This window comes from Enterococcus sp. JNUCC 77, assembly GCF_054819945.1.
The window spans coordinates 339,888-360,662 of sequence record NZ_JBTHIG010000001.1 but is presented as its reverse complement, the minus strand read 5'-3'; the positions used below and the strand labels follow the sequence as shown (position 1 = coordinate 360,662).

Annotated in this window: 19 protein-coding genes and 1 other annotated feature; of the genes, 3 read left to right on the top strand and 16 right to left on the bottom strand. The window is 37.3% G+C overall.

Features of this window, described 5'->3' with window-relative positions; translation table 11 throughout:
• Positions 1–17 precede the first annotated feature (17 nt).
• Positions 18–222: a binding site (T-box leader), on the bottom strand.
• Between the two features lie 37 nt (positions 223–259).
• The 5 genes from ACVWNY_RS01890 to ACVWNY_RS01870 form a co-directional block, all read right to left on the bottom strand.
• On the bottom strand, positions 260–907 hold the full coding sequence (locus tag ACVWNY_RS01890; RefSeq protein ID WP_218324144.1) for a redox-sensing transcriptional repressor Rex: 648 nt from the start codon (positions 905–907) through the stop codon (positions 260–262).
• Between the two features lie 119 nt (positions 908–1,026).
• Positions 1,027–2,241 carry a tRNA uracil 4-sulfurtransferase ThiI gene (gene thiI / locus ACVWNY_RS01885; protein WP_454071588.1) on the bottom strand — a complete coding sequence of 405 codons (1,215 nt, stop codon included), beginning with the start codon at positions 2,239–2,241 and terminating at the stop codon, positions 1,027–1,029.
• A 10-nt stretch (positions 2,242–2,251) separates the two neighbouring features.
• On the bottom strand, positions 2,252–3,388 hold the full coding sequence (locus ACVWNY_RS01880) for a cysteine desulfurase family protein (protein ID WP_218324142.1): 1,137 nt from the start codon (positions 3,386–3,388) through the stop codon (positions 2,252–2,254).
• A gap of 125 nt (positions 3,389–3,513) precedes the next feature.
• Positions 3,514–3,690, bottom strand: coding sequence for a hypothetical protein (locus ACVWNY_RS01875; RefSeq protein ID WP_218324831.1), 177 nt, complete (start codon positions 3,688–3,690; stop codon positions 3,514–3,516).
• 71 nt (positions 3,691–3,761) lie between these two features.
• Positions 3,762–5,483, bottom strand: a complete 1,722-nt coding sequence (locus ACVWNY_RS01870) for a septation ring formation regulator EzrA (protein ID WP_218324141.1) — start codon at positions 5,481–5,483, stop codon at positions 3,762–3,764.
• A 304-nt stretch (positions 5,484–5,787) separates the two neighbouring features.
• On the opposite strand from ACVWNY_RS01870, the gene ACVWNY_RS01865 reads away from it, so the two are divergent.
• Positions 5,788–7,143 (top strand): aspartate kinase, encoded by a 1,356-nt coding sequence (locus ACVWNY_RS01865; protein ID WP_454071587.1) that lies wholly within the window; start codon positions 5,788–5,790, stop codon positions 7,141–7,143.
• Positions 7,144–7,162: 19 nt separating this feature from the next.
• Here ACVWNY_RS01865 and ACVWNY_RS01860 read toward each other — a convergent pair whose 3' ends face one another.
• From ACVWNY_RS01860 to ACVWNY_RS01850, 3 genes are read right to left on the bottom strand one after another with little or no spacing between them, the layout of a single operon-like run.
• Positions 7,163–7,672 (bottom strand): pyrophosphohydrolase domain-containing protein, encoded by a 510-nt coding sequence (locus ACVWNY_RS01860; RefSeq protein WP_218324139.1) that lies wholly within the window; start codon positions 7,670–7,672, stop codon positions 7,163–7,165.
• Positions 7,673–7,685: 13 nt separating this feature from the next.
• Positions 7,686–8,522, bottom strand: coding sequence for a Cof-type HAD-IIB family hydrolase (locus tag ACVWNY_RS01855; protein ID WP_218324138.1), 837 nt, complete (start codon positions 8,520–8,522; stop codon positions 7,686–7,688).
• Positions 8,523–8,536: 14 nt separating this feature from the next.
• Positions 8,537–9,364 carry a DUF72 domain-containing protein gene (locus tag ACVWNY_RS01850; RefSeq protein WP_218324137.1) on the bottom strand — a complete coding sequence of 276 codons (828 nt, stop codon included), beginning with the start codon at positions 9,362–9,364 and terminating at the stop codon, positions 8,537–8,539.
• 74 nt (positions 9,365–9,438) lie between these two features.
• Between ACVWNY_RS01850 and ACVWNY_RS01845 the strand changes: the two genes are divergently transcribed.
• Positions 9,439–10,413 (top strand): asparaginase, encoded by a 975-nt coding sequence (locus tag ACVWNY_RS01845; RefSeq protein WP_218324136.1) that lies wholly within the window; start codon positions 9,439–9,441, stop codon positions 10,411–10,413.
• A 29-nt stretch (positions 10,414–10,442) separates the two neighbouring features.
• Here the strand turns inward: ACVWNY_RS01845 and ACVWNY_RS01840 are convergent, their stop codons facing one another.
• From ACVWNY_RS01840 to ACVWNY_RS01810, 7 genes are all read right to left on the bottom strand, one after another.
• On the bottom strand, positions 10,443–11,177 hold the full coding sequence (locus ACVWNY_RS01840) for an acyl-[acyl-carrier-protein] thioesterase (RefSeq protein WP_218324135.1): 735 nt from the start codon (positions 11,175–11,177) through the stop codon (positions 10,443–10,445).
• On the bottom strand, positions 11,170–12,006 hold the full coding sequence (locus ACVWNY_RS01835; protein WP_218324134.1) for a fructosamine kinase family protein: 837 nt from the start codon (positions 12,004–12,006) through the stop codon (positions 11,170–11,172). The genes ACVWNY_RS01840 and ACVWNY_RS01835 overlap by 8 nt, the downstream gene beginning before the upstream one ends.
• 13 nt (positions 12,007–12,019) lie before the next feature.
• The gene (locus tag ACVWNY_RS01830) at positions 12,020–12,811 is read right to left on the bottom strand and encodes a tyrosine-protein phosphatase (protein ID WP_454071586.1); all 792 of its coding nucleotides are present in this window, start codon (positions 12,809–12,811) and stop codon (positions 12,020–12,022) included.
• 109 nt (positions 12,812–12,920) lie between these two features.
• On the bottom strand, positions 12,921–14,249 hold the full coding sequence (locus tag ACVWNY_RS01825; protein ID WP_218324132.1) for a C1 family peptidase: 1,329 nt from the start codon (positions 14,247–14,249) through the stop codon (positions 12,921–12,923).
• 120 nt (positions 14,250–14,369) lie between these two features.
• A complete protein-coding gene (locus tag ACVWNY_RS01820; protein WP_454071585.1) occupies positions 14,370–15,470 on the bottom strand; it encodes an alpha/beta hydrolase in 1,101 nt (366 codons plus the stop codon).
• A gap of 13 nt (positions 15,471–15,483) precedes the next feature.
• Positions 15,484–16,857 (bottom strand): MFS transporter, encoded by a 1,374-nt coding sequence (locus tag ACVWNY_RS01815; RefSeq protein WP_218324130.1) that lies wholly within the window; start codon positions 16,855–16,857, stop codon positions 15,484–15,486.
• Between the two features lie 5 nt (positions 16,858–16,862).
• Complete coding sequence (locus ACVWNY_RS01810; protein ID WP_218324129.1) at positions 16,863–19,205, bottom strand: beta-glucosidase; 2,343 nt, start codon at positions 19,203–19,205, stop codon at positions 16,863–16,865.
• Positions 19,206–19,242: 37 nt separating this feature from the next.
• Here ACVWNY_RS01810 and ACVWNY_RS01805 point away from each other — a divergent pair, with 37 nt between their 5' ends.
• Complete coding sequence (locus ACVWNY_RS01805; protein WP_218324128.1) at positions 19,243–20,043, top strand: AraC family transcriptional regulator; 801 nt, start codon at positions 19,243–19,245, stop codon at positions 20,041–20,043.
• A 124-nt stretch (positions 20,044–20,167) separates the two neighbouring features.
• Here ACVWNY_RS01805 and ACVWNY_RS01800 read toward each other — a convergent pair whose 3' ends face one another.
• Positions 20,168–20,752 (bottom strand): PepSY domain-containing protein, encoded by a 585-nt coding sequence (locus ACVWNY_RS01800; RefSeq protein WP_218324127.1) that lies wholly within the window; start codon positions 20,750–20,752, stop codon positions 20,168–20,170.
• Between the last annotated feature and the right edge of the window lie 23 nt (positions 20,753–20,775).

The following is a 20,775-nucleotide window of genomic DNA, read 5'->3' as shown; positions in this document are numbered from 1 at the left end:
CCTAAAACATCGAAATGTTTTAGGACGTAATTTACGCGGTACCACCTAATTTGCAGACTTGCTGCCTCTTTGACATGAGTTAACGGTCATGACGCGAATCAGCCTACTAATTTCAGCCAATTTACTCACAAGCTACCTTCCAACTGTCTTTGAAAATGTTTCAGCCAGGCATTTTCTCTCTGAAAAGCGTACAGTCGTACTCCTCTTGATCATCGTATGACCAATTCTACAATGAAGTATACAACTTGTAAAGACCAAGCTAGCTGGGATTGACCATTTCATCGAAATAAATTAACGACTGTAGCTCCGAAGTCAAATCAATATAGCGAATATTAACATTTTCTGGCACATTTAAAGGATCAGGAGCAAAATTTAAAATTGCTGTTACACCGTTTTTAACAACAATATCAATCGCTTCTTGCGCATACCGACTTGGCACGGTTGAAATTGCCACTTGAATATTTTCTTTGACAAAAACTTCCGGTAACTCTGATAAATCATGGACCAAAAAACCATCAATAATTTGACCGATTTTATTTGGGTCGTTATCAAATGCACAAACAATATTCAAATTATCATTTCTACGGAAATTATTTTTTAGCAATGCTTGACCAAGATTACCCACACCAATCAATGCAATCTTTTTTTCTTCTTTCGTATCTAAAATACCACTAAAAACGGTGATCAAATCTTTTACATTATAACCATAACCACTGCGACCTAACTCACCAAAATGGGAAAAATCTCGTCGAATTGTTGCAGAGCCCACTTGCGTCAGATTTGCCAATTCAGAGGATTTTATTCGGGTAATATTTTTTGCATTTAATTCCTTTAAGCAACGTAAATATAAAGAGAGTCTTTTCGTAGTGGCTTTTGAAATTGCAGGTTTTTCCTTCATTTTTTCCATTTCAATCCACTCCTTGTTATTGTTTTCACATATTATCATAACATGTATCAAGAATCGTTACAAATAAGATTTCAAATAAAAAAACCACCAAATTACGAAAATTTGATGGCAAAAACTTTTTATAATAAATCAGCAAAGGCGTCAACCATTTCTTGTTGACTCTTCTCTGGTGTGATGGCTTCTATTTTTAAACCAGTTAACGCACGAGCTATCATTCCTTCAATATCTAAGCGGGTCTCTAATGCTTGGACTTTATCAAGTTTTGGTCGGGTTTTTGGTTGTGGCGGTGCAAAAATCGTACAGCAATCTTCAAAAGGTTGGATTGCTAACTCAAAAGTATCGATTTTTTCGGCTAATTCGATAATTTCTGTTTTATCCATTGTTACCACTGGACGAATAATCGGTGTCGTCGTCACTTCATTAATTGCCAACATGCTGTGTAATGTCTGAGAAGCTACTTGACCTAGCGATTCACCGTTGATAATTACTAAACCTTTTCGCCTTTCACGAATGGCATCCGTTATTCGCAACATCATACGACGGGTAATGGTCATCCAGTAACCTTGGGGTGTATGTTTTTTAATTTCTTCTTGAATTTCTGTAAAAGGAACTTCAATAAATTGGATGCTACCAACATATGGTGTTAGTTTTTCTGTTAAATCTTTGGCCTTTTGTAAAGCTTGTTCGCTGGTATACGGTGGCGATGCAAAATGGACTGCTTCAATTTCGACACCACGTTTCATTGCTAAATATCCTGCCACTGGCGAATCAATTCCACCTGACAACATCAACATTCCACGACCGCTAGTTCCTACTGGCAACCCGCCTGCACCTTTAATTGTTGCAAAAGATAAAAAGGCTGCATCACGACGAATTTCCACACGTAAATTAATATCTGGTCGTTTCATTTGAGCTTTGATATCTGGAAAAACATCTACGACTGCTTGACCTAAAAATTGTTGTAAATCATGGGTATTCATTTCAAACCCATGATCACTTCTTTTAGCTGTGATTTTAAAAGTTTCTTCACCAGTATAAATTTCTCGCATAATATCTTCTGCTACTGCTCTTAATGCTTCCGGTGTTTTTTCAACCCGGATACTAGGAGAAAAATTTTGAATTCCAAAAACTTTTTGTAGCTTTGGAATCACCAAGTTAGAATCTTCTCCATTTAAAATTAAATGCATCCGATCACGGTCGGCATGAATTTTTAAAGCAGGAAACTCAATAAGCGCACCGCGAACATTTTGTGCCAATTGCATAATAAAACTCCGGCGATTTTTTCCTTTTGTTGATAGTTCACCGTAACGAACCATAATTTCTGTATATTGCAAGAGAATCCTCCTAATTAATTTTGTTGAATTTTTCGTAGATATGATTGAAAACCACCATAAATTGTTCTATTTCAGCCATCGTATTGCTTTCATCTAAGCTGACGCGAATTGCTGTTGTCGCCAATTCATGAGGAATCTTCATGGCGCCTAAGGTTGAACTATCAGCTTTTTTCTTGCTAGAACAAGCACTGGTAGTCGAAACAAAAATTTGTTTTTCCTCCAAAGCATGAACCAATACTTCCCCACGAATATCTTTAATCCCAAAAGTTAAGATATGGGGCGCGGCATGTTCATCTCCCGAGAAAACGGTGACTTTATCATAGCGCTTCAATGCAGCTTTCAAAGCTTGACGCAAGCTATTCAAATGATCTGGATACACTTTTTCTAAATGAATCCGTAGCGCTTTACTCATGGCAACAATTCCCGGTGTATTTTCGGTACCACTGCGTTGCCCATTTTCTTGTCCGCCGCCATTAATTAAAGGCATTAATTTTCGGCCAGTTTTCCAATAATTAAAACCAACACCACGAGGACCATGAAACTTATGGGCTGAAAAAGTAGCAAAATCTACCCGTGGTGTTAGCCACAAGCTTTGATCAACTTTCCCAATAGCTTGCACAGCATCAACATGAAAGTGAATGGTTGGAAAATCTGCCAATAGCTCACTAATTTCTTGAATCGGCTGTAACGCGCCCATTTCATTATTCACGGCCATCACTGATACTAGAATAGTTTCTGGACGAATCAATTTTTTCAATTCAGCAATCTCCACGCGGCCAGATGAATCTACCGGCACAACACTGACATCAAATCCTTGCGTTGCTAATTGTTCCGCCGTATTTCTAACAGCCGAATGTTCAACACTGGAGATGATCAAATGATTACCAAAATCTTTTTTGGCCCACGCAGTACCTTTGAGGACCCAGTTGTCCCCTTCTGTCCCACCACTAGTAAAGAAAATTTCTTGTGGCTTGACTTGAATTAATTCAGCAATTTGTTTACGAGCTTGTTGCAGTAAACGATGCGCTTGACTCCCCAAGTCATGTAAACTTGAGGGATTTCCTATGATACGTTGACTCGTTTTTACATATGTATCTAAAGCTTGCGGATAAATCGGCGTGGTAGCACTATTATCAAAATAAATCATTTATTTACCTTCCTTCAAAAATTCTTTCTCATTATAACGGGTAATTCACTCAACGTAAAGCGCAGATGTCTTCATAAATTAAGGACAAAAAAAGCAGTTTAACCAAATAAAATAAAAAATTCTGTTTATTCCCGTTCCTGCCAATAGATTAATTCCTCCGGTGAAAAATAGAATTGCTGATCTGAACCAAAACGTACCAGGATTTGATTTTTCTCTTGATAGAAATTGACAATTGTCCCATACTCATTTTTCATTGATCCGGTTACTGGTGTAACGCCATCGCCAATTTTAAAACTTTTCATCAATATTTCTCCTCATTATTTTTATTGTTAAAAAAAGAAGCTGGAATGAAATCATTCCAGCTCCCTGATTTTTAAGCTAAATCACGATTATTAAAATAGAAATCCTCAATTCGTTTAAATGCACCTGGTTCAACTCTTTCTAAAGCTGTGCCAATTTCATCTAAAGCATCTTGATAGCGGAATTCCTTATTAAATAAATCGTAGCTAATTTCGATCGCTTCTTTCACATCCGCATGGGTGTGGCGGTAACGATTCGCATATTGCATCATTTGTTCAGTCAGCGCAGCTGCGTCCACCAAATCATTGGTTTTTTCATCCAATGAAATCATATCTTCATCACACAGAGCAACAAGTTTGTTGATGTCTGTCATGTTGATACGGATTTGGTTAAGCGAACGGCTTAACTCTTCCACCCGATCAGTCGCAATGAAGAAAAATTCTAGATAATCTGAAGGTAACCCTGGCAAACGTTGGTGTTCAACATAACGTTTAAAACCTCGAAGACGGAATTCATATTCCTCAATCCGGTCTTGTGCCACTTTTTCCCCTTTACGCAACTCCTGTAAGTCATTACCAATCTCAACTTGCTTCGCTTCAATATCTTCCAACACTTTGTAAGCATCTTGATAGAAAACTTCCACTTCAGAAAAAGCGATTTGATGTTTATCAATCATTGGTTCTAAGTTACGATTGCGACGTTCAAGTTCTTCGATTTCTGTTTGGAAACCGCGTGCCCGACCTAACTCATTGTTGTTTAAGGTATAGCTTTGGGAAGTGTGATCCAGTTCCACCATCAATTGATGATTGTTAGCTGCTGCATGTTGGATAAATTCAGCAATTAATTTGCGATTTTTTTCAACATATTGGCGAGCATTGAATTCTTTTTCAAGAATACTATATAACTCGTCGATTTTTTCAGCAGTTTCTTTGTTGGCTGTTTCCACTGTTTCCAGTTCAACTTTTTCTAAATCTTCTAACGCATGAGTGACTCTTCTGCGAATCTGCTCAAGTCGTTCTTCAAAGTCTTCTTCTGGTAAAACAACATCTTCATCCATCATCGTTTGATAGGTTTCTTCGAGTTCGTCAATTTGTCCTGGGAATGTTGCACTTAATTCTTCAAATATACTAGGAATTTTTTGGATCGTGGCTTGCACTTTGTACGTGTTGGCCTCAGCATCGTCTAGTACTTCACGGGCTTCAACTGGGTCACCTGATGTATTTAAGGTAACAAATTGGGTGAATTCAAGTTCGACATTTTTGACTTGTTTTTGAATCTCAGGTAAAGCTGGACCAAATTGATCATTGTTTTCCTGTAATTCTTTTTTCAATTCTTCAAAAATATCTAAGGCTTGTTGGACCGCCAATGAATTGCGCTCTTCAGTTTCACGGAGTTCTTTCAAACCCAGCTGCACTTCTTCAGCACTGGCTTCCATCTCATCCATTGTTTTTTCAGCAGCTTCAATTGCTGCTTTACTTTGGAATAAGCGGAAAGTTTCATTTTGGCTTTCGACTTCAAAGATTTGGCTTTCTAATTCAGCAAAATCATTGATGTAAACGTCGTTCCATTTTTGATTCCATTCGCGAAAGGTATTTTGACTTTGGCCTACAAGATGCATCTTTCTGACCTCATCAATTTCTTCCACGATCGGTAAATCAAACCAAGCTTCTTTGCGTTCCTCCAACTTTTTCAGTCGTTCTTGGTTTTTCTTGCGCATAAAATACCCAACCAAGTATAAAGCGGCCGCTATGATAGCTAAACCAATGATGATACCAATAATCAAATTGCTTCCCATGAATGATTTTCCTTTCAACTCATAATAAAAAGATTATTGTTTAGTATAATTGATTCCTATGTTTTTTTGACGAAAACATCTAGCTTAGATTATAGCATAAACTTTGCAAGCCTACACTAATACTTTTCAAATATTCTTCATTTTTTTATGTGAAATCTTTTGAGGTAACGATTCTTTTCTGAAATTTTTTAGTCTATTCGATTAAATAAACAAATATTTTTTCATTTTTCCTTTAAAAAGAACCTTGAAGTCATCGGGCTTTTCGGCTATGATTAAGCTTACATTAAAATAAGAGGTGATTAAAGTGAAAGTAATCAAATTTGGTGGAAGCTCGGTCGCTTCAGCCACACAATTAAAAAAAGTCTTAGCTATTGTGAAGAGTGATGTCACGCGACGTTTCGTTGTTGTTTCAGCACCAGGCAAAAGAAATAATGAAGACCAGAAAGTCACCGATTTATTAATCGCCTATTATGAAGCTGTAAAAGTCAAAACAGATACAACTGAAATCACCCAAGCTATCTTACGTCGCTACGGTGTGATGGCGGAAGAATTGGGAATATCAGAAGAATTGTGCCAACAATTTCAAGCTGAATTAGCTGAGTTGAAAAATAATTTTGATGAAAGCAATCCTTATATGCTAGATGCTTTCTTGGCAACTGGTGAAAACTTAAATGCGCAATTAATTGCTAACTTTTTTAAAAATAGCGGCCTAGATGCCCGCTACATTAATCCTAAAGAATTAGGCATACAAGTTTCTGCACAACCTCATAATGCCAGAATATTAGAAGAATCCTATGAAAAAATCTACCAATGGCGCGACAGTAATGATATTTTAATCATTCCCGGATTTTTTGGTTTTACCGAAGAAGGTCAGATCTGCACCTTTTCTCGAGGTGGTTCCGACATTACCGGTTCGATTGTTGCCGCTGGCTTAAAAGCGGATTGCTATGAAAACTTTACCGATGTCGATGGGATATTTGCCGCAAATCCCAAGTATATCCATGACCCAGAATTAATCGACGTTTTAACTTACCGGGAAATGCGCGAATTAAGTTATGCAGGCTTTAAAGTTTTCCACGATGAAGCCTTAATGCCTTCTTATCATGCAAAAATTCCGGTTGTGATTAAAAATACCAATAATCCTAATTGTACTGGAACAATTATTACTGAATCTTACAACAAAGCGAAACACCATAATGAAGTAGTCGGTGTTGCTAGTGATGGCGGTTTTTGTAGTATTACCATTGCTAAATATTTATTAAACCGAGAAATTGGGATTGTTCGTAAAATCCTCCAGGTTTTTGAAGATTTAGATATCAGCTTTGAGCATATGCCATCAGGAATAGATGATATTTCGATTGTTTTACGAGAAGAACAATTGACTCCTGAAATTGAAAAAGCATTATTAGAAAATATCGAGAATGCTATTTCGCCAGACCTAATGGAAATAGAACATGACTTGTCCGTGCTTGCGCTAGTAGGTGAAGGCATGCGAGATCGTCCAGGTACTACAGCAGAAAGTGCAGCTGCTTTAGCTAGAAAAAATATTAGCTTGCGAATGATCAGTCAGGGCGCTGACGAGCGGAGTATCATTTTTGTTATCCGGGGAGATCAGGAAAGACAAGCTGTACGATCTATTTATTACACTTTTTTTGATTAAAAAAAGACTTGGCAGCTGATTAGCTAGTCAAGTCTTTTTGTCTGTCTAATTCTTTAGAAATAAGTGGCTCCGGTGCAAAATCTTCAGCCCAATTTTCAGGCTTCATGACTTTATGAGTCACTGGATGATAATGTGCTTTACCATCTGGAAATAATTTCCCCATGTTTGCTCGATGAACAATTTCAAAAATTGGTTGTGGGTCAACGCCCATCAAAGCAAAAGAACCATAAGTAAAATACAACAAATCAGTTAAGGCATCCACTTCTGCAACCAGTGGATCTGGTACGGCTTCAGCTTTGTTTAAGATTTTAGTTTTAGCTGTCTCAATACTTTGATGAAGCTCCTCGGTTAAGGCTGAAAAAAGCTGTTCCTCTCCAGCTGCCGCGCCATATAAATATTCAACGATTTCTTCTACTTTAAAACCTGCCCGAAAACTTGCAGCACTACTTTGATAAGCTTGCGGCTTGTTAGGCGGATGAGGTTCAAATTGCTGATGAAATTCTTGGGCCATTTCGTAAGGTGTTTTCATACTTTCTCCTTCATCAAATAATATCAAAATGTTTTAACGCTTTTGCAATACCATCTGCTTCATTGGTGTCCGTTACATAATCTGCACTAGCTTTCGTTTCTGCCTGACCATTTCCCATAGCAACACCGATTCCAACATGGGTGAGCATTTCTATATCATTAAAATGATCGCCAAAAGCCATCACTTCTTCCGGTTGAATATCAAAAGCGGTTAAAAATTTTTCAATCCCATGATATTTTGAGCCATTCTTAGGAATAATGTCTATCGAATAAGGATTGGAACGCTGAAAGGAACAGTTAGGCAATAATTCAGCCAATTTTTGATTTTCTGATTCGGCAGCGAACAAGACACATTGATAAATCGGTTCCTTTAAAATTCCTAGTTTGGCAAAACGTTCTTTTTTGCGATTCGAGCTGAACTTTTGCATGAATTTCCTCGTCATTCTTACTGGAAACCAAGAAGGTATAAAACCTGCAATTTTTTTCACAGCAGCTGACTGAGAGAATTTCATAATACTACTGCCTTCAACATGATGGCGCCCGCCAAAAATAATCTGTCGCCGTTCACGATCAGCAAAATCAACGATTTCATCCAATACCTCTTGGGAAAAAGGCTCGGCAAAAATTGTTTTTTCTTTGCTAAATACAATTTGTCCATTATAGGTCACAAACATATCCATCGGTAAGTGATCAATGCGTTCTTCAATATCTACCGGTCCACGTCCAGTCGCAATCCCGCATAAAATACCTTTTGCTTGAGCTGCGGCAATCGCTTTTCTAGTACTATCCAAAGCTTTTGATTCAGTTGTTACTAATGTCCCATCAATATCAAAAAAAATTGCTTTAATCATGTTCATCCCTTTTTCTAAAATAAGCCTAACTGACTAGGATTTAAGGCTTGATAATCTAAATTTAGTATCTCTTTTAATGTTAAAGCATTTCCGGCCGCATCGCCACCAGAATTATTATTAAAAATAATTGCTACTTCATCCACTTCGGCTGCAACTTGTTGAATTTTCTTTGCCAAGTCATTTAATTCTGTTTGATTATAGCGATAAAGGGTTCTTTTTTTACGCCATTCAGGACTATTATCTTTCCAAAAAGTTTGATTTCTGCCATGAAAACGAAACAGTACAAATTCTGGATTGGTAATCGTCAGATCCAACGGAACTGTATCTAATAATTTCGGTTCATCCACCATTACTAGACTATATTCTAATTTCTTCATGAGCGCCATAGTTTTGTCATGAAAGCCTTCTGCATACCAGCTAGCGTCTCTTAATTCTACTGCTATTGGTAACTCCTGAAACATTTCTCGCAATTCTTCCAGATAACGCACATTTTCTTTTGTTAATTTAAACTGCGCTGGAAATTGTGCCAAAAAACAATAAAGTTGCCCATTTTTTATGATAGGTGCCATCACTTTTAAAAATTGCTGGTAAATCTCTTGCAGGCTTTCTTCTGGCGCCAAATCTTTTTGTTTGGTTAATGGACTAGGTAATTTTATAATAAAGCGAAAAGTCTGAGGTACTTGCGTCAGCCAATTTTCAACGGTTTTTGCTGCGGGAATCCCATAAAAACTGGTATCTAATTCCACCAAAGGTAAAAAACCAGCGTATTCAAATAGGCTGCTTTTCTTTTTACCAGTTAAAGTATCATGTTCACTAAAAGAAGTTAAGCCAATTCTAATCATATCTCTCTCCAATTATTTTTTTACTAGTATACAATATCTTTAGAAGATAGAAAAATTTATAAGAAGGTGATCAATTGAAAAAGATTTTGATTTTACATACTGGCGGGACAATCTCCATGAGCCAAGATGACCATGGTACCGTTCGTCCAGATGAAAAGAATCCTTTAGTCGCTGCCGGTCATGAGATGAATGTTCCTAATAATATTGAGATTGTGGTGGAAGAGTTCTCTAACTTACCCTCTCCCCACATTACTTTAGAAATTATGTTGCAGCTAAAAGAAAAAATTAAAGAAGCTAAAAAAAATGGTTTTGACAGTGTAGTCATTACTCATGGCACTGATACATTAGAAGAAACCGGCTACTTTTTAGATCAAACTATCGGCAAATTAATGCCGGTCATTATCACTGGTGCGATGCGTTCAATTAATGAATTAGGTTCAGATGGTTTGTATAATTTTGCTAGCGCTATTCGAGTGGCTGCTAGTGACGACGCACAAGGCAAAGGTGTGATGGTGGTAATGAATGATGAAATTCACTCTGCTCGTCACGTAACCAAGACCCACACAACGAATGTGGCGACATTTCGGACACCAACTTTGGGACCCATTGGTTTAGTCACCAAGACCCACATTTTATTTTTACAAGAATTACCAGATACCACCCATTATGATATTCAAAGTGTCGACAACATGATTCCAATTATCAAAGCTTATGCTGGGATGCAAGGTAAATTTTTTGAAATATTAACCCAAACTGATTGGGTGGACGGCTTAGTAATCGAAGCTTTAGGTGCTGGTAATCTACCACCACAAACTTTAGGCGCACTGGATACCTTGATTCAAAAAAAACTACCGGTGGTTTTAGTTTCTCGTTGTTTCAACGGCATTGCAGAGCCAGTCTATGATTATCATGGCGGCGGTGTGGAACTTGCCGAAAAAGGTGTAATATTCTGTCCTGGAATCAATGGCCAAAAAGCCCGCATCAAATTATTAATTGCTTTGAATGCTGGCTTAAACTTTGAAGAATTAAAAGCTTATTTAGAAGAATAAGAAAAAAGCCTTCTGAAATTCAGAAGGTTTTATCTTTTTTCCCATAAAAAGTTCGCTTCACAAGCTAATTGATCGCCAAAACGAATTGCATGACGGCTTCGCAATGCCTCTTCTTCTAGTAAATCATAATAACTATCGATATCTACACCGTATAAAACTTCTTTATCAAACTTCAGATTAGCATAAGTCGGACGATATGTTTCCATAAATTCTCTACCTAACACATCAATTAACCAATTAAAATAAATAGCATTATTCACATGATGATTACTATCCAAATCATAATAGCGAACATGATAAGGACGGCTGGTTTCTGATTCAACCTGTTCAATCTTTTCCCAGCGATGAATTTTCTTAATTTGTTCTGATTCGAAAGGTGCCATCAATTCTGCGGAGACACTGGTGATTTTCCGTGCCTTCACGTCCATTAAGGCAAAAGCCATGTTAATTTGCACCAATTCTTCACCGGCTTCATTGTAGATCCAAAAAGAACGATAACAGAAAAATTTATTAAAAGCCGTCGGTTCAGTCACAATCTTGATGGTTTGATCGACTTTCGGCAATTGTTGAATGATCACTTCAGTCTGGGTAATCACCCAAGTAATTCCTAGCGTATTGATGTAATCTGAGCCTACTCCTAGAATATCGCTTTGTTCTGATGATACTTTTATCGCTACACTAATCATCATTGGAAAAGTCATTTCTCCGTTGAGATCACATTCATAATAACTGACTTGATGCATGGTTTCGTGTTTCTTACCCACCTAAATTTCCTCCTAAAATTTTATCTACAGCTCCGCCATAGCTTTCGCCAAACATATTTAAGTGAGCCAATAAATAGTACAGTTGATATAATGGCAAGCGTTCTTCAAAACCTGTCGTCAACAAATATCCTGCTTGATAAGTTTCCAAAAATTCATTGCGAAAGCCACCAAATAGTTGCGACATGGCGATATCTAATTCTCGATGTCCAAAATATACTGCTGGGTCAACAAAAATAGGTTGTCCCGCTTGATCAAAGAAAGTATTGCCACTCCAAAAATCCCCATGTAACAAGGATGGTTTGAAGGTTAAATCGCCCCAATTTTTATAGGCAACTGCCTTTAAATGTGCATAATCTGCCGCTCTTTCCGGTGTCCAATGATTACGGTTTTTAGCAATTTCAATCTGGACTTCTAAACGATTTTTAAAATAAAAATCCCACCAGTTTGCTTCTGGATGATTGATTTGCGGTAATAAACCAATAAAATTATCCTCTGACAAACCGAACAAATCTGATTTGACTTGGTGAATTTTGATTAAATCTTTTGCCAAGTCTTGTTGATCACCATTTCCAGGTTCAATCCATTCCAATAAAAGAAAGGCATTCCCTTCAAAATCGCCAACTTGAAAAACTTTTGGAACCCGCACGACTTGTCCTAGCTGTTCAAGACCAAAAACTTCCGCTTGAAAAAAGGCAGCATCAACATGGGGATGATATTTTAAAAAATAATCGGTTTTTCCATCGGTAACACGATAGGCTTGATTAATATCACCACCAACAATTGGTAACGATTTTTCTTTTAACCCTAATTGCTTTAAAATCGGATCCATTTCAAGCCACCTCTTATTCTAAATATAATCGCTGTAAATCTTTCAGATCTGCTGCATGTAAGCCAATACCATCGATTAAGAAATTGTCTACTGTACCATAATTTTCATCAATCAAATTTAGGCTTTTTGTTAAATATTCCTTGCGAGCCATTGTCATATCTTTAACGCTGGCTAATAAAGCGTCAGGCACACCATTTTCTTTTGCATGTTGCAACATATTATCAGTGAAGCCCTTTAAAAATTCATTGGTAGCTAAATAATCGGTCATGGCAGTAACACGGTCTACACCTAAGCCACTCAATAACAATAACGCTGCAAAACCTGTCCGGTCTTTTCCAGCAGTACAATGAAACAAGACACTTTCATTAGGATTTTCATTGGCTAACACAATCTCAAAAAATTTGTGGTATTGTTTTCTAACATAGTCATCTAATACAAAACTTTCATAGGCATCCATCATTTGTCCAAAGGCTGATTCACCGTTTTCCATGCGCTTCAATAAGGCTTGCGGAGAGGCGGTTGATTCTTCCTTCTTCTCTTGTTTTTCTGGAAAAATTGGCAGAAAAATATTTTCCGCTAAAGTAACGTCTTTGTCTGGTTGAGAAGAACGTTCATCCGTTGAACGAAAATCGACAATCTTACGAATACCATATTTTTCTAAATAATTTTGGTCAGTTTCATCTAATAAATTAATCGCAGCTGAGCGAATCAACTTTTGACTGGCCACTTTTTTTCCATCTTTATTGGTATAGCCACCCAGTTCTCGCATATTTTCAGCATGTTTTACAGCTAAGGGTTTTCCCATTTTTATTCCCCCTCGGTCAAATTTATTTTCTTTAAGTATAGCATAGAAAATTATTTTCGCTGGTGAAAACAAAAAGACCGACTCTTCTAGAGAAGTCGATCTAGTATTTTTAGGCTAAGGCACCCATCGGATCCCACGGTGCTAAAACTTTTGGCTCTGCTTCAAAAGCAGCCCGTTGTTCTGGTGATAAGAATTCTTTTCTCACAACGATTTGATAGGTGTATTCGCTCATCCAGTCATCACTCATGACAAAATAACCTTTTTCACCGACTTTTTCGCCCCAGCTATTTTCTACTTTCCATTTCGCTGATTCACCGTTAATTACATCCACACCGGTTAGAACCATCGCATGAGTCATCATACTTTCACCATAATCTAAGCGTTCTGCTTTCGTCATAGCAAAATCTGTATCAAATAGATCATCCATGTCAAAAATGTCCAATGCCATGATACCATCTTTGCTGACAGAAGACTGACCCACATCACAACCAAACCAAACTGTTTCGCCTTGTTCCAATTGTTGTAAGGCTAATTTTTTCAATTCAGGCATTTCCAAGTTAAGATACTTCACTTGTTTACCACCGACTACATTACCCAGCATGTCGACAGTGTAAGATTGGTTAAATGGTTTATCGTCAGTTGGTGCATGGATAATGCTGACATATTCATCTAAATCCACATCAACATATTTCTTATAAAAACTTTGTGGCGTCATGCCTTGGTCAATATGGTAATTTTTTTCTTCATCCCGATATTCAAAATCAAATTCCTCTGGTGGTGTACCTAGAGAAATGGCCAAGAAATTATAAACTTCTTGTAACATCGCTTGGCGATTGTCTTCAATTTGTTCTGGAGAAGCATTTTCAGCCACCAGTTGACGTAAGATTACAGCGTGTTTCCGCAATAATTTATTTAAGTAATTATTTAAATTGCGTGAATTGATACTGTTTTTACTTTCTGGCATCACAGCTTTTGGTACAACACCGTATTTTTGGAAAATAGAAACAATCATGTCCCATTGCCCGCCATCTTGTTGCGGTGTTTGCATCAAAAATGCAACTTCTCTGCTTGCTGTTGGTTCTTTGGCAGTATTTAAAATATTTTGATAGAAATAATTAGCCTTCTCATATTTGTCCCAAAAGAAAGTATAATTCTGTGACAATTCAAAATCCTTCAGTTGATAACTAGTAATCATTTTGTGGCGGAAAGTATTCAAAGCGGCAAACATCCAGCAACGACCTGATTGTTTTTGGTCAGATACTTTTCCGGTAGTTAAATCAATGGAGAAGACCGGTGCATTTTTTACGTGAGCGCTGACATTTTCAGCTGACTCCACAATCCCATTTTTAACTACACCCCGTTGTAACGCGACTTGTTTACGATTCATTAAAAATTCTTCACGAAATGTTTTTGTAAGTTCTTGATTAATTTCTGTCATGTCAAAAACCTCCTTGCTCTTATTCTACGACTAAAATGCTTGTGAAACAATCCTAACACTCTTGCTTTAATGCCCACAAAAAAACAGTTGAAAAAGTTTCTTCCAACTGTCTCATTTGTTCTATAATCCATTTTCTACAAAATCTATCATTTCATCGACGCTGTCTTCTGCTTGTGCCCAAACGCCAATTTTATCTGCAAAGCCATGACCTAATCCACGATATTCGATGATTTTCACTGGTACATTGGCTTTGTTTAATTTTCTAGCAAAGGCTTCATCTTCAATGCGTAAATAATCAAATTCTCCGACTATCAAAAGAGTCGCCGGCAAATCTTGTAGCTCGCCTAAATAAGGACTTAAATAAGGATCTTCCAAATTTTCTGCTTTTAACATATAACCTAAATTGTTCGATGCCGTTAAACGCAAAGCTTCCAGAGATACTTCAATCAAATCTTTTTGTTCAGTAGCTGGTTTAAAATCAAAAGCTTGGTAATTTAGATTTTCATCTTCTTTAGTGGACATATTAACACTAGGATAATACAGAACTTGTTGATGGACCATTTTTGTTTGCTGGTCGCGATCCATCATGCTACAAACCGCTGCCAAATTTCCGCCAGCTGAGTCACCAGCAATAGTAATTTTTTGGGGATCGCCTTGATATGTTTGAATATTTTGATAGACCCAAGTTAAGCCTTCAAAGCAATCTTGTAAACCCGTCGGAAATGGATTTTCCGGCGCCAAACGATAATCGATTTGCACTGCTAAAAATCCAGTCTTCTCAACGAACAATTTACACAATTCTTCCACCACTTCTGGTTGCCCCGCAGAAAAACTACCACCGTGAATATAATATAAAACCGGTGCATTTAGTTTCGTATTTTTTCGATACAAACGTAAGGGGATCTGATTATCGGTGGTTAAGTGAATCGTCTCAACACCATCAGTAATCGGCAGACTCTTAACCCCATTATTCACCATGCGAGTCAAAGTACCGTCGGGTTCACCACTGCGTTGCCCTAATTGACTCATAAATGCTAAAGTTTCTGCGCCACCGTCCTTTTCAAAGCCAGGCAAAATTTCCGCGTAGTATTTAGGATCCAAAACGCCTTTCGCTGAAACATTGGGAATCGGCTTAATTATTTTTTCTAGTCCGTCTTCTACGATTATTTCCGTTTCTTTTTTTAAAGTAGCTAAATTTAAATTTGTATATTCTCTTTTCAAAAAAATCACCTCATTAAGCTTGTTCGCGTTTTTCTAAGTCAGACATAACTTGTGGATAAATTTTATCTAATTTGTAGAATAGATAAATGATTGGAATAACAATCAATACTGGCAATGGTAAATATAAATATAAAAAGTTAATCGCGTCGATTGCTTTTGTTGCCTGTTCAGCTGCTACACCATTGTAGCCAGCTGCGCCTAAAATTCCTAAAGCAACCGCTGGCGCCAAACCCGCGCCCACTTTTGCACCAAAAGTAGTAGTAGAATACAACATTCCTTCAACTCGCGTACCGGTTTTCCACTCACCGTATTCAATCGTATCGGCTACCATGGCAAAAATAGTTCCCATCAAAGTGGATAATGCCAGACCACGAACGACTGAACAAACAAGTAACCAAGTGATATTGGTTGGATTGATAATCATTAAAACTTGTACGACAACTAAACCAACGCCACCGATTAATGAAAGATTCCTTTTACCAATTTTACGGACAAAGATTGGTAATAAGACCATCGCTAAAATGGCTGGTAATAAAGTTGCAGATAGTAATAATCCACCTAAGTTTTCGTCGCCTAAGATCCATTTGCCATAATATGAAGCCGTCAACATTGATAAATTAATAAAGAAAGATAAAAATACCCAAACAACGACTAACAATAACCAATAGTTATTTTTGATAATAATTTTGAAAGAAGCGATAAACGATAAATTCGTTTTTTGTTCTTCAGAAACGGTCACGCGTTCTTTGGTATTACTGTAACAAAATAGGAAAATAACTGCTGCTAGCACACCATAAATGGCGCCAACGATAATCCAGCTTTTTTGATAGCCAGAACCACCTACAAAATTAACTAATGGCAAAGTAACACCAGAAATGACCAACTGACCAATCTGTGCCATAAACATTCGAAAAACATTAATCACCATACGTTCGTCTTGGTCGCGAGTCATTAATGAATTCAACGTTCCATAAGGCACATTAATCATGGTATAAAAGAACGTACTCACTAGGTTATAAGTAATCGCAACATAGATATATTTGCCGATAGTTCCCAAATTCGGTACGGCAAACATCATAACTGTGGCAATCCCAATCGGAATCGCTAACCACAAAATCCAAGAGCGCGCCTTACCGTGTTTGGAATGCACGCGATCCATCACAAAGCCCATCAAAATATCACTGGTACCATCTAAAAGTTTTGATGCTAATAAAATACCGCCAATAATTCCGGGATTCAAACCTAATGCATCGGTATAAAAGAATGTTGCATACGTAGTAGTTAAAACTAAAACCAAATTACTGGCTAAATCCCCACTACCATAAGCAAGTTTCTCGAGAAAACTAATCTTCCCTGGTTGTTTTGTTTGTTTTTGACTTAATTGCATTTTTTTCACTCCTCCTGATTTAATTGCTTCAATAATTGCGTCAGATCATCTTCACTTACTGCGCCTGCCAATTTAAAACTGCGTAAAGGCATGGTTTCAATACTGGCCATCAACATCTGATAAAGTGCTGGATCTCCTCCAATGGCTTGTTCTAAATTACTAATTAAACTTTGGTAAATCATTTCACCGCCGACTGTTTTCACATCAGCTAATGTGCTATCCACTGTCAATTTTTGACTAGCCGCCATGGTTGGCATTTTTTCAGCTGGAAATAATTCCGCAAAATCTTTTTCCGTAATCGCAAAAGGATGCTCATTTGAATGATTGCTAGGATGAATTTTTTCACCGGGAATTTTTACATCAGTAACGCCTGAAAGAGCTAACTGCATTTCGGCTAAAATATTTCGACTAGAATTCGCTAGATAAATCGTATATTGATCTTCTACTACCTGCCATTTTTTCGTTGAAACATCGTAATAAGCAAAATCATCTCGCTGCAATTCAAAATGAACCATTTTTTTCTCGCCAGCATCTAAATGAACTTTTTGGAAAGCTTTTAAGGTTTTTTCGGCAGTTGGAATTTTTTTGCTGCCAACAACATAAACCTGTAGAACCTCTGCACCGGCAATCGAGCTTGTGTTTTCAATTTCTACGGTGACTTGAATATTGTTATTTCCTTTTTCTATTTCTGGTGTGGCGACTTTAAATTGACTATAGGAAAGGCCAAAACCAAAAGGATACGCCACTTCCCGTTTATTCGTGTCATAAAAACGATAACCGACATAAATGCTTTCTCGATACTGAGTATTTTTAACATCTTTGACAAAGGTCAGTGCACTAGGCGCATCGCTATATTTTTTAGGCCAAGTTTCCGCTAATTTTCCTGAGGGATTTGCTTTACCTGTCAATAAATTTGCAACGGCTGAACCGACTGCTTGACCGGCAAGGTAAGTTAATAAAATACTTTTGACTTTTTCAGCCCACGGTAAAATGACTGGTCCGCCACCCATTAAAATTACTGTGATATTTGAATTTACTTCCGCAATTTTTTCAATTAAATAATTTTGATTCTGCGGTAAATCTAAATGTTGGCGGTCATAACCTTCCCCTTCAAAACTATCTGGTAACCCGGCAAAAATTACTATATTGTCAGCTTTTCCAGCATTTTTTAAAGCTTCAGCTAATAATTCTTCTTCAAATAATTCCTCTGAATCTAGTTGATAGCCTTGACTATAAGTCACATCATTTCCAGTAATAAAATCAATCGGACAATCTAAACGAGTTGGGTTAATTTTACTTGAACCTGAACCTTGAAAACGTGGTGTTTTTGCTAAAGCACCGATCACGGCGGTCTGATTAAAATTAGTTAGTGGTAAATGATTGTCTTGATTTTTTAACAAGACTGCTGATTCTTCAGCAATTTTTCTAGCAATTTGATGTTGTTGTCCCTCAGTAAAAGTTGATTGATGGATATTTTGTTGCGTTTTTTTGACAAAAGTTAAAATAGCGGTTACTGCTGTATCTAATTTTTCGATAGGTAGGTCACCAGATTCGGCTGCAGTGATTATTTTTTCAGCATTGGCTTCATCTTGGTAAGGCATTTCTAAATCCATGCCAGCTAACAAAGTCGCTACTCGATCACTGGTACCTCCCCAATCTGAAACGACCATGCCTTGATAATTCCAATTTTTTCGTAATTTTTCTTGCAATAATTCTTGGCTTTCGCTGGTATAAATCCCGTTCAATCGGTTGTAACTAGTCATCACACCCCACGGTTGACTTTCTTTGATGACCGCTTCAAATTGTGGCAAATAAATTTCTGCCAAAGCCCGCTCATCAATCACAGAATTATTAATCAAGCGTGCCGTTTCTTGACTATTGGCAGCAAAATGTTTGATACAAGCGCCAACACCCTTTGCTTGCAACGCTTTAACTAAAGGAATCGTCAGTTGACTCGTTAAGTAAGGATCTTCACTTAAATATTCAAAATTTCGTCCGCCTAATGGATTCCGTTTAATATTTATTCCGGGACCTAATAATAAGCCGACTTTTTCTGCCAGTGCTTCATTAGCAATCGTGTCGCCTAATAATGCGGTTAATTCTGGATCAAAACTACAGCTATAACTAGCTGCAGTCGGAAAACAAGTCGCCGCTTTACTATCATTAATACCTAGATGATCCGTCGCATCTTCTTGAATCCGCAAACCATTTGGTCCATCTGCCAGCAATACCGCAGGCACTTCTGCTATTGGCAAACTTTTCGTATGCCAAAAATCTTGCCCACAGACAAAATCAGCTTTTTCTTTTAAACTCATTTGTGGGATAATGTCTTTAATCTTTTTTTCCAAAACAAAAACTCCTTTAAAAAATAATCGAGGTAAATTCATGGCGAATATCAATCACGAGGAAGATTTTTCCCTCACTTTAAAACGTGTTGCTAAAAATTTTCAGTTCCAACCAATCACACTAGATAAGCAACCTTCTGATCAGTTTTTCTTTGAACAGCGGGAAAATTTGAACACCCACGACTATTCAGAAAGTTTCAATCTCTTACTAAAATTAATCAAAAACGGCGATACGGAAAAAATTGCTGAAGTTTTAAGTAATCCAGATCCTTCACTACGAGTAGGAAAAATGTCTGCCGATCCTTTACGTCAAGCCCGCTATTCTTTTGTCGTTTTAGTGACATTAATTTCACGGTTGGCGATTGAAGGGGGTATCGATAGCGAAAGCGCATACAATTTGAGCGATTTATACATTCAAAAAATGGATTTACTGACGACTTCTCAAGAAATTGCTGAAATCACCTATAGTATGATTTACGATTACACTTCTCGCATCAATCTCTTACGTTATCCGGCAGAATATACCCAGCTGACGCGTATGACGATTGATTATATTTTAGGTCATTTGCATTATCCGATTCGGATTGAAGAGCTGGCTAATTACGCTTCTGTCAGTAAAAATTATTTGTCGACAAAATTCCATCAAAATACTGGCATCACCATCACTGATTTTATTTTAGAAGCCCGTTTGAAAGAGGCTGCTGAGTTATTGCGTTTTACCCAACAAACGATTCAGGAAATCAGTATGAGTGTTGGTTTTTCGTCGCCCAGTTATTTTGCCAGTCGCTTTAAAAAAATCTATCAAATCAGTCCCAAAAAATATCGTGAACGTTTTCAATAATTATCTTGTCTAAAAATTATCAAATTATCTACGCAAATTATATAAATATTTTACGATTGCTATCATTATTCTATTTTAATAACGCAAAAAAAAAGCTGTGATGTTTTTAAACATCACAACTTTTTTAATCATCATAAGCTTCATCATCAACATCGACACCAACCACATCGCCAGTCAACGCATTAATTGTTACTTCTGTTTCATAAGTACCATCAATAACTTTGACTTCCCAAGTCGTACCGTCAGTAGACGTTTGATCTAGCGCCCATTCTTTTGCTTCACCACGCTTGGCTTGGTCTTCGGCGATTTTACTTGCTTCATCACGGGTGATAATGCCGTCTAAATTCAACGTATATTCAGCTTCTAGCATATCTTCTTGATCTTTCGGATCGGTTTCATGACCTACAACACTTCCTGTTTGTGCATCAATTTTCAACGTGTAATCAGTCGTGTCGTCAAAACCTTCCACTGTATAAACATATCCTGCGCGAGAAACTTCTAATTCCACTTGATTTAATTCTTTGCCTTCAAATTGTTGATTGAATTGTTCAATTGCTTCTTCTTGAGTTACTTTAATTTGACTCGTATTTACAGTTGCCATTTGTTTTGTTTCACTTGCATTACTGTTTGCGTAAACCAAACCTCCTGCAATTCCTGCTACTGCGACTGCTGCAACACCTGCGATAATTTTTTTCGTATGTTTAATCATTTTAAATTCCTCCATCTCTTTGA